The sequence below is a fragment of the Cellulomonas biazotea genome, assembly GCF_004306155.1.
GTDB classification, from domain to species: domain Bacteria; phylum Actinomycetota; class Actinomycetes; order Actinomycetales; family Cellulomonadaceae; genus Cellulomonas; species Cellulomonas biazotea.
In genome coordinates, this window is sequence record NZ_BIMR01000198.1 from 1 (window position 1) to 6,885 (window position 6,885).

The window sequence follows — 6,885 nt, forward strand, 5'->3', positions numbered from 1 at the left end:
CGTCGCCCCGCTCGGCCAGCTCGGCGGCGACTGCGCCGCTCGCGCCGTGCGGCAGCGCGAGCACGACGACGTCGTGGCCCGCGAGCGCCTCGACACCGGTGGGCTGCAGGACGCGGTCGGCGAGGGTGCGCAGGTGCGGGTGCAGGCCGCCGAGGGTCGAGCCGGCGTTGGAGTGGGCGGTGAGGGCGCCGATGCGGGCCTCGGGGTGGCCGAGCAGCACCCGGAGCATCTCGCCCCCGGCGTACCCGCTGGCCCCGGCGACCGCCACGCTGAACGTCATGTGCATGAACATACACGGTCATGCACGAAGATACGCACGCCTTTCGGGATGACACGCAGGGCGGGCCGCGTTGCGGACAACCGTGCGCGCCATCGTTGCCACCGCCCCCGGCGGTCCCGACGTCCTCGACGTCCGTGAGCTGCCCGACCCCGAGCCCGGCCCCGGCCAGGTGCTCGTGCGCGTCGCCGCCGCGGGCGTGAACTTCATCGACACCTACCGCCGCAGCGGCCTCTACACCGTCCCCTTCCCGCACGTCGTCGGGTCCGAGGGCTCGGGCGAGGTCGTCGCGGTCGGGGCGGACGTCACCGAGGTCGCCGTGGGCGACCGGGTCGCGTGGGCGTCGTCGCCCGGCGCGTACGCCGAGCTCGCGCTCGTCGCCGCGCGCGACGTGCTCGTCGTGCCCGACGGAGTCGACGACCGCACCGCCGCCGCCCTCCCCCTGCAGGGGCTCACCGCGCACTACCTCGTCACCTCGACCTTCCCCGTCGCCGCCGGGCACGACGTCCTCGTGCACGCCGCCGCCGGCGGGGTCGGTCTGCTCCTCACGCAGCTCGCCGCGCAGCGCGGGGCACGCGTCGTCGCGACCGTGGGCAGCGCCGAGAAGGAGCGGCTCGCCCGCGCCGCCGGGGCCGCCGACGTCGTCCGCTACCGCGAGCTCGACGACCTCACCGCCGAGCTCCCCGCGCTCGTGCGCGACCTCACCGACGGCCGCGGCGTGCACGCCGTGTACGACTCCGTCGGCAAGGACACCTTCGACGCGTCGCTCGCCTCCCTCGCGCGGCGCGGCACGCTCGTGCTCTTCGGCGCCTCGTCCGGCCCCGTCCCGCCGGTCGACCCGCAGCGGCTCAACGCCGGCGGCTCGCTCTTCCTCACCCGCCCGACGCTCGGCGACCACACGGCGACGCGCGACGAGCTCACCTGGCGCGCCGGCGAGCTGTTCGACGCCGTCCGCGCCGGCACGCTCGACGTGCGCGTCGGCGCCACGTTCCCCCTGGCCGACGCGGCCGACGCCCACCGCGCGCTCGAGTCGCGCTCCACGACCGGAAAGGTCCTGCTCCTCCCGTGACCACCACCCCCGCCGACCGCACGCTCACCCCCCTCGACGTGACGGCCGGCACCCGGCCGCGCACGCTGCACGTCGAGGTCTGGTCCGACATCGCCTGCCCGTGGTGCTTCATCGGCAAGCGCCGGTTCGCGACCGCGCTCGCCGCGTTCCCGCACCGCGAGCACGTCCGCGTGACGTGGCGGTCCTACGAGCTCTCCCCCGACACCCCGACCGGTCCCGGTCGTCCCGAGGTCGACGCGCTCGTCGAGCACAAGGGGCTGCCCGCCGACCGCGTGCGGCAGATGTTCGCGCAGGTCACCGCCGTGGCCGCGGGTGAGGGCCTCGCGTACGACTTCGACCGGGCGCTCGCGTTCAACACGTTCGACGCGCACCGGCTCGTGCACGTCGCCGCGGAGACGGGGGGCGCGCCGCTCGCCGACGCGCTCGTCGAGACGCTGTTCTCCGCGCACTTCGAGCACGGCCGCGACCTCGGCGACCCCGAGACGCTCGTCGCCCTCGCCGCCGACGCGGGCTTCGGCGCCGCGGGGCTGGACGACGACGCCGTGCGGGCCGTGCTCGCGGGCGACCGGGCCGCCGACGCCGTCCGGGCCGACGAGGCGCAGGCACGGCTGCTCGGCGTCACCGGCGTGCCGTTCTTCGTCGTCGACCGCCGCATCGCGGTGTCCGGCGCGCAGCCGGCGGAGGTCTTCGCGCAGCTCCTCGAGGCCGGGTGGCGCGAGGCCAACCCGCTCACCGTGCTGCCGGGCGCGACCGACGCGCAGGGGTGCGCGGACGACGCCTGCGCCCTGTAGCGCACCGCCACCACCCCCTCACGCGACCGGCGCCCCGATCCGGCACGCGGGCGACGACGTCGGGCCTAGGGTCGCCACCATGACCACTACGCCCGACGACGTGCGCCCCGCCCCCCGGACCGAGCCCCTCGGCGTCACCGTCCCGTCCGCCGTGCCGACGCACTGGTACAACCTCGCGGCCGACCTCCCCGAGCCGTGCCCGCCCGCGCTGCACCCCGGCACGCGGGAGCCGCTCACGCCCGACGACCTCGCGCCGCTGTTCCCCCTCGCCCTCATCGGGCAGGAGGTGAGCACCGAGCGCTGGGTCGAGATCCCGCAGACCGTGCGCGAGATCTACGCGCTGTGGCGGCCGTCGCCGCTCGTGCGGGCCGTCCGGCTCGAGCGTGCGCTCGGCACACCGGCGCGGATCTACTACAAGTACGAGGGCGTCAGCCCGGTCGGGTCGCACAAGCCGAACACGGCCGTCGCGCAGGCGTACTACAACGCGGTCGAGGGCATCACCAAGCTCACCACCGAGACGGGCGCCGGCCAGTGGGGCGCGTCGCTGTCGATGGCGTGCGCGCTGCTCGGCCTGCAGTGCGAGGTGTGGCAGGTCCGCGCGTCGTTCGACGCCAAGCCCTACCGGCGGATGCAGATGGAGACGTACGGCGGCGTGTGCCACCCGTCGCCGTCCGACCTCACCGCCGCCGGACGGGCGATGCTCGAGGCCGACCCCGACACGACCGGCTCGCTCGGCATGGCGATCAGCGAGGCCGTCGAGGCCGCCGCGACCGACCCGCAGGCGCACTACGCGCTCGGCAGCGTCCTCAACCACGTGCTGCTGCACCAGTCGGTCATCGGGCAGGAGGCCCTCGCGCAGCTCGACGAGATCGGCGAGAGCGCCGACGTCGTCTTCGGGTGCGCGGGCGGCGGGTCGAACGTCGGCGGGCTGGCGTTCCCGTTCCTCGGTCGCAACCTGCGCGACGGCACGACGACCCGCGTCGTCGCGTGCGAGCCCGCGGCGTGCCCGTCGATGACGCAGGGCGAGTACCGGTACGACTTCGGCGACGTCGCCGGGCTCACGCCCCTGCTCAAGATGCACACGCTCGGCAAGGACTTCGTGCCGCCGCCCATCCACGCGGGCGGGCTGCGCTACCACGGCATGGCGCCGATGGTGTCGCACGCCTACGAGCTCGGGCTCATGGAGGCGATCGCCGTCGACCAGGACGCCGCGTTCGCCGCCGGGGTCGAGTTCGCGCGCGCCGAGGGGATCATCCCCGCACCCGAGTCGACGCACGCCGTCGCCGGGGCCCTCGCGCACGCGCGTGCCGCGACCGGCCCGGAGACGATCGTCATCGGGCTGTCCGGCAACGGGATCCTCGACCTGCCCGCGTACCACCAGTACGTCTGACGCACCCCGTACGTCTGACGCACCTCGTACGTCTGACGTAGCGGGAACGCCTCGGTCGGGACCCGGTCCACGGGGTCCCGACCGAGGCGCTCACCCGTCGGCGGGGCGGGTGCCGGCGACCAGCAGGTGCGAGCTCGCGCCGAGCAGCGATGGCTCGCGCTCGACCCGGCGCAGCGCCGTGAGCACGCGGTCGCGGGTCGCGGGGTCGTCCAGCAGTGCGTCGACGTCCGCGGCGAACCCGCCGAGCCCCTCGACGGCGACCGGGCCGTCCGGCACGAGTCCCGCGTCCCGGACCTCCGCGACGACGTCCTCCGGCCGGTGGAAGTACGCCGTCGCGAACCAGCCCGGGACGGCGTCGTCGTTGCGGTGCTCGCCCGTCGCGACGTCCCTCTCGACCACCGCCGCGAAGCGCTCGTCCGCCAGCAGGCCGCCCGCCACGCCGTCCGCGGTCGACGCGAACCTGCTGATGACCGCGGCGACGACCAGGCCCCCGGGGCGCAGCACGCGGCGGGCCTCCGCCAGCGCCTGCACCCGGTCGACGCGCGACGACAGGTGGTACAGCGGACCGAGCAGCAGGACGGCGTCCGCGCACGCGTCGTCGAACGGGAGCGCACGCGCGTCGCCGGTGCGGACCGACGCGAGCGGACGCGCCGCCGTCGCCGACGCCTCACGCGCCTGCTCGACGTGCAGCGGGACGGGGTCGAGCAGGTGCACGTCGTACCCCGCCCCGGCGAGCGGCAGCGCGTACCGGCCCGCCGCTCCCCCGACGTCGAGCACGACCGCCGGCGCGGGCGGGAGCCAGCGGTCGAGGAGCTCGGTGGTGCGCAACGCCTCCAGGCGGCCGGCGCCCCGGTCCAGGCGGCTGCGCTCGCGGCCGATCGCGTAGTACCGCTGCACGTCCGACGGGATCTCCATCGGCACACCCTTCCCGACGGCGGCCCGCGCGGTCGACCGCATTCCGCGGCACGCGGTCAGCGCGCGCCGACCGGCACGCGAGCACCCGGCAGCGACGGGGCCGCCGCGTCGAGCGGCACCTGTCCGAAGAACGCGACCTCGTGCCGGCACGACGTCGCGAACGCCGCGACCATCCGTGCCCGTGTCGACGGGTCGACGTACCGTGCCGCGTCGTCGGCCAGGCGGCCTGCCAGCGCCGCGTGGTCGGTGAACGGTGCCGTGCCGTACGTCGCGACCCAGTCGCGGTACGGGTGCCCCTCGACGTCCGCCGCAAGGGCCAGCAGCGCCACCCCGACCTGCGCGTACACCTGGTAGCAGGGCAGCACGGCGGCGACGACCTCCGCGTACGACCCGTGCGCCGCGACCGCGGCCAGGTGGTCGACGTACGCGCGCGTCACGGGCGACGCCGGACCCGTCGGACGCACGTGCGCCCGGGCGAGGTACGACTCGTGCAGGCTCCGCTCGACCGCGAGGCACGCGTGCGCGCCACGCGCGAAGAACTCCTGCGCCACACCCCCCGGAGCGAGCTGCGCGGCCCGCGCCAGCACGCGCGAGTACTCCACGAGGTACAGCGCGTCCTGGTGCAGCTGCGTCGCGAACGCGTCGTACGGCAGCGACCCGTCGGCGAGCCGCCGCACGAACGGCACCGCGAGCGAGTCGCGGGTCGCGTCCGCGAGCGCGCCCGCGACCTCGTCGCTGAACGCCCGCGCGCCGAGCCCGGGGGCATGGTGGAAGTGGTCGACAGGCCCGTGCCCGCCGCCGACGCGCAGCGCGGCACCCGCGGCGATCGCCCCGGCGAGCCACGCCTTCGCCTCACGGGCGGCGCTCGCCCAGTCGGGACGGGCCGGGCGCAGCGCGGCGAGGGCCGCCGACAGCGAGCAGCCCGTGCCGTGCGTGCTGGTCGTCGCGACGCGTTCCCCGGGCAGGTCGATGACGGACGTCGCGTCGACGAGCGCGTCGGGGCTCCCCACGGCGGTCGGGCCGGACCCGGCGGCATGCAGGTGCCCGCCCTTGACCAGCACCGTCACACCCGTGCGGCGCGCGAGCCGTCCGGCCTGCGCGACCGCGTCCGGCCACGTCGTCGCGACCGGCTCGTCCGCGAGCACCGCGAGCTCGGGCAGGTTCGGCGTCACCACGTCGCACAGCGCGACCAGCGCGCGGACGGCCGCCACGGCGTCGTCGTCCAGCAGCCGGTCCCCACTCGTCGCGACCATGACGGGGTCGAGCACGACGAACGGCGGACGGTGCGCGGTCAGCCACGCGCCGACGGCCGCCGCGACCTCGGCCGTGGCGAGCATGCCGATCTTCACCGCGTCGACCGTGACGTCGTCCGAGACCGTGTCGAGCTGGGCCCGCAGGAACGCGACGTCCGGCACGAGGGTCGACCGGACGCCGCGGGTGTTCTGCGCGACGAGGGCCGTGACGACCGCCATCCCGTAGGCGCCGTGCGCCGCGAAGGACTTGAGGTCGGCCTGCACGCCGGCCCCGCCCGTCGGGTCCGTGCCGGCGATCGACAGCACCCGGGGGCGGGACGGGTGCGCGACCGCGCCGTCGACGCTCACCGGGCCACCTCGACAGACCGGACGTCGGCCGTCCCCGCCGCGGCCACCACGGACGGCGTGCCGTCGGCCGCCGGGGCGCCCGACGAGCGTCCCGCCGGACCCCCCAGCGCGGCTCCCGCCGCGCCTTCCACCGGGTCGACCGCTGCCTCACTCCCCGCACCGGCCGCGTCGGCCCACGCCGCGACGAGCCGTGCCGCGGCCGACGCCGGGTCCGCCGCCGCGCACACGGCCGAGACGACCGCGATGCCGTGCGCCCCCGTCGCACGGACCGCGGCCGCGTCGCCCACGCCGAGCCCGCCGATCGCGACGACCGGCAGCCGGGTGGCCGCCACCGCGGCCCGCAGGCCCGCGAGGCCGAGGGGCGGCCCGGCGTCGGGCTTGGTCGAGGTGCCCCGCACGGGGCCGCTGCCGACGTAGTCGACGAGCGACGCGTCGACGAGCGCGAGGTGCTCGGCCGACGCCGCCGAGACGCCGACCACCGCGTCCGCGCCGAGCACGCGCCGCACGTCCGCGACGTGCAGGTCGGACTGCCCGACGTGCACCCCGTGCACACGCGCGCCGCGGGCGCGGGCCGCGAGCACGACGTCGACCCGGTCGTCGACGAGCACGACGGCGTCCGTGCCGTCGACCGCCCGGCAGACGTCGACCGTGAGGGCGACCAGGTCGCGCACGGGCGCGCGCTTGGCGCGGACCTGCAGGACACGGACACCCGCCCCGACGGCGGCGGCGGCCACGTCGGCCGGGCGCCGAGCGGCGGCGGCGCAGGCGTCGGCGTCGAGCACGAGGTAGGCGCCGCCGGGCAGCCGGGCCGCACCGCCCACCCCGGAGGCGCGGACCGGAGC

6 protein-coding genes and 1 pseudogene are annotated in these 6,885 nt (G+C 76.8%); 3 read left to right on the forward strand and 4 right to left on the reverse strand.

What is annotated here, in order from left to right; translation table 11 throughout:
- Positions 1 to 280, reverse strand: a pseudogene (locus tag CBZ_RS12880) (N-acetyl-gamma-glutamyl-phosphate reductase); the annotation flags it as partial.
- 82 nt (positions 281 to 362) lie between these two features.
- Between CBZ_RS12880 and CBZ_RS12885 the strand changes: the two are divergent.
- The 3 genes from CBZ_RS12885 (at position 363) to CBZ_RS12895 (ending at position 3,527) form a co-directional block, all read left to right on the forward strand.
- The gene (locus tag CBZ_RS12885) at positions 363 to 1,346 is read left to right on the forward strand and encodes a quinone oxidoreductase family protein (protein ID WP_130781932.1); all 984 of its coding nucleotides are present in this window, start codon (positions 363 to 365) and stop codon (positions 1,344 to 1,346) included.
- A complete protein-coding gene (locus CBZ_RS12890; protein ID WP_246013350.1) occupies positions 1,343 to 2,137 on the forward strand; it encodes a DsbA family oxidoreductase in 795 nt (264 codons plus the stop codon). Before CBZ_RS12885 ends, CBZ_RS12890 begins: the two co-directional genes overlap by 4 nt.
- A gap of 79 nt (positions 2,138 to 2,216) precedes the next feature.
- Positions 2,217 to 3,527, forward strand: a complete 1,311-nt coding sequence (locus CBZ_RS12895; protein ID WP_130781933.1) for a TrpB-like pyridoxal phosphate-dependent enzyme — start codon at positions 2,217 to 2,219, stop codon at positions 3,525 to 3,527.
- A 90-nt stretch (positions 3,528 to 3,617) separates the two neighbouring features.
- Here the strand turns inward: CBZ_RS12895 and CBZ_RS12900 are convergent, their stop codons facing one another.
- The 3 genes from CBZ_RS12900 to thiE all read right to left on the reverse strand — a co-directional run.
- Positions 3,618 to 4,442 (reverse strand): class I SAM-dependent methyltransferase, encoded by an 825-nt coding sequence (locus CBZ_RS12900; protein ID WP_174768673.1) that lies wholly within the window; start codon positions 4,440 to 4,442, stop codon positions 3,618 to 3,620.
- A 56-nt stretch (positions 4,443 to 4,498) separates the two neighbouring features.
- A complete protein-coding gene (gene thiD / locus CBZ_RS12905; protein ID WP_130781935.1) occupies positions 4,499 to 6,043 on the reverse strand; it encodes a bifunctional hydroxymethylpyrimidine kinase/phosphomethylpyrimidine kinase in 1,545 nt (514 codons plus the stop codon).
- A partial coding sequence (gene thiE, locus CBZ_RS12910; protein ID WP_307720759.1) for a thiamine phosphate synthase occupies positions 6,040 to 6,885 on the reverse strand: 846 nt, incomplete at its 5' end. The genes thiD and thiE, both read right to left, overlap by 4 nt.